Source organism: Staphylococcus sp. HMSC056G08 (genome assembly GCF_001812305.1).
GTDB lineage: Bacteria > Bacillota > Bacilli > Staphylococcales > Staphylococcaceae > Staphylococcus > Staphylococcus simulans.
The window spans coordinates 5,013-7,712 of record NZ_KV808523.1 but is presented as its reverse complement, the minus strand read 5'-3'; the positions used below and the strand labels follow the sequence as shown (position 1 = coordinate 7,712).

The following is a 2,700-nucleotide window of genomic DNA, read 5'->3' as shown; positions in this document are numbered from 1 at the left end:
ACAAGTCCGTAGGACTTTGTCGACAGTCTGAGAGCGAGACTGTTGTCTCACTCTCATTCATGTTATTTAACTTGAATTAATTTGTGTAACCAAACGTTTAAGACGATGACTAACACACTAGTGATTAAGATAATCACAATAAATGGACCGACGCTTGTACCACCTTGAATACCAACTAATGGTGCGATAATACCGCCGATGATAAATTGGAATAAACCAAGTAAACTTGAAGCATTACCGCTTCCCCCAGAACGTTCTTCAATCGCTAAAGAGAAACCAAGCGGTCCAATACCTGTTACCGGCCATACCATAATAAAGAAAGAAGCTAATAATAACGGTAATGGTAAATGGAAACCTGTTGTGATGACCACAAGGATTACACCAAATACTTGAATACCTGTTAAGGTATGCAGCAATTTCTCTCTTTCAATATTCTTCACCGCAAATGCGGTAATTTGACTCATCGCAATTAATCCAATACCAATTACCGCATACATCCAACCGAATGCTTGAGGTGACATATGGTAAATTTTTTGTGTGATGAAAGGTGAAGCGGCTGCGAAACTGAAAAGCATCACGTAAGTAAAGCCTTGCATCAACATTGGAATGACAAAACGCGCTTTGCTTAATAAGTGACCGAAGTCTTTAAAAATTGCGCCGAAATTTAAGCGTACATTTGCCGTATCACGTGTTTCTTCCATCTTAATAAATGCGATTGAGAAAATCACTAATGAAATCAGTGTTAATGCCGCAAAAATCATTTTCCATGATGTAAATGCTAAGGTATAACCGCCGATTAATGGTGCAATAATCGTAATAATACCATTAACCACAAGCAAAGTTGCGATCATTTGCGTTAAGCTTGCACCTTCATATTGGTCACTGACAGTTGCTCTTGCGATTACAATTGCGCCGCCTCCAAGTAACCCTTGAATAAAACGTAAGACTAAGAAGACATTAATAGATGACACAAAGACACAAGCTAAAGAGACAACCGCAATACCGATTAAAATCGATAACACTGTTTTCTTACGTCCATAAACGTCAGAGAGTGGACCGAAAACAAATTGTCCTAGTGCCATACCGATCATGACAAAGAATAAAGTAAGTTGTGATGTTGAAGTAGAAACACCGAAATCATCCCGCACTTGAGGAAGGGCAGGGTTATACATGTCTACCAACATAGGACCGAAAGCGGTCATAGCTCCTAAAACTATAATCATAATAATAGGGAGCCGTGATTGTTCAGTTTTGACCATTTGAGATAACTCCTATTCTGTTAATCAATTATTATGGTTAATTGTAACGTAAATCAGCGGCTTGTGTGTATATTTTTTTTAGTGCGACAGAAAATAAGTGAAATACAGAATTTAGAAGTGCTATAATAACGTTGAATTATCGATTTTTAGAAGAAAAGTGATGGTGCACGATAGATGAAGTTAACACAAACACATTTTGAAATTATCAAATTTATTATAGTAGGCGGTATTAATACCTTCAATTATTACATTGTATATTTATTATTGTTGAAAGTGATAGGTATCAATTATCTTGTCAGCCATATTACAGGTTTTGTAGTCAGTTTCATTATTTCGTACTATTTGAATTGTTATTTTGTATATAAAGTCAAACCGACATGGCGCAAATTTATTCAATTCCCTTTAACGCAAGTTGTAAATATGGGCATGCAGACGGTGTTGCTCTATGTCTTTGTACAATGGTTTCACATTTCATCAGTGATTGCACCTTTTGCAGGATTAATCATTACCATTCCTGTAACATTTGTATTATCTAAATACATATTAAGAGACTAATACGAAGCAAGATAAGATTCTTTTTAATAAAGGGCTTATCTTGTTTTTTAGTCTCAACTCAAGGTTTCGTTTTAATTAATATTTAGGTTAGGCTAACTAAAAAATTAGCACAAGAAATTAAAAAATAATTAAAAATAAAAAAATTGAAAGTGGTTATGAAATACCGCATACTAAACATGAATTAAAGAAAAGGTGGGACATTCCATGTCGCAAACACTTAATTTACAACGCGCACAAAAAGGTGCGTATTTAAGTTTAGTAACCTATATTGTACTATCTATTGTTAAATATGTTGTAGGTACGTTGTATCATTCTGCGGCAGTCAGAGCCGATGCATTAAACAATATGACTGATATTTTAGTTTCAATTGCGGTTATTGTCGGTTTGAAAATTTCAATCAAACCTGCTGATCGTAATCATCCTTATGGTCATTTAAAATCAGAAAACATTGCTTCATTACTTGTTTCGTTCATTATTATGTTCGTCGGGGTTCAAGTTATGATGCAAAACTTCCCACGTTTGTTTTTAAATGATTATCATACTCCGACACCGATTACGATTATTGTCAGTATTGTCAGTGGGTTTGTCATGCTTGGTGTGTCTTACTATAATTTCCGTTTAGCAAAACAAACCAAAAGCCGCTCACTCCATTCTTCAGCAGTAGACAACATGTCTGACAGTATTGTCAGTTTAGGAACTGGTATCGGCTTGATATTTACACAATTCGGTTTACCGATTGTCGATATTATTCTCGCAACGATTTTAGGTGCGTTAATCGTTTATACAGGCTTTTCTATTTTCAGAGAAGCAATCTTCACATTAAGTGATGGATTTAATGAACGTGACTTAGAAAATTATCGTCAAGATGTGTTAGAAGTGTCAGATG

Annotated in this window: 3 protein-coding genes; 2 read left to right on the top strand and 1 reads right to left on the bottom strand. The window is 35.3% G+C overall.

Annotated elements, in window-relative coordinates:
* Positions 1-62: 62 nt before the first annotated feature.
* Positions 63-1,259 (bottom strand): putative multidrug effflux MFS transporter TcaB, encoded by a 1,197-nt coding sequence (locus HMPREF2846_RS10705; RefSeq protein ID WP_070626617.1) that lies wholly within the window; start codon positions 1,257-1,259, stop codon positions 63-65.
* 174 nt (positions 1,260-1,433) lie between these two features.
* Here HMPREF2846_RS10705 and HMPREF2846_RS10700 point away from each other — a divergent pair, with 174 nt between their 5' ends.
* The gene (locus HMPREF2846_RS10700) at positions 1,434-1,814 is read left to right on the top strand and encodes a GtrA family protein (RefSeq protein WP_002479753.1); all 381 of its coding nucleotides are present in this window, start codon (positions 1,434-1,436) and stop codon (positions 1,812-1,814) included.
* 204 nt (positions 1,815-2,018) lie between these two features.
* On the top strand, positions 2,019-2,700 hold a 682-nt coding region (locus tag HMPREF2846_RS10695), incomplete at its 3' end, for a cation diffusion facilitator family transporter (protein WP_070626616.1).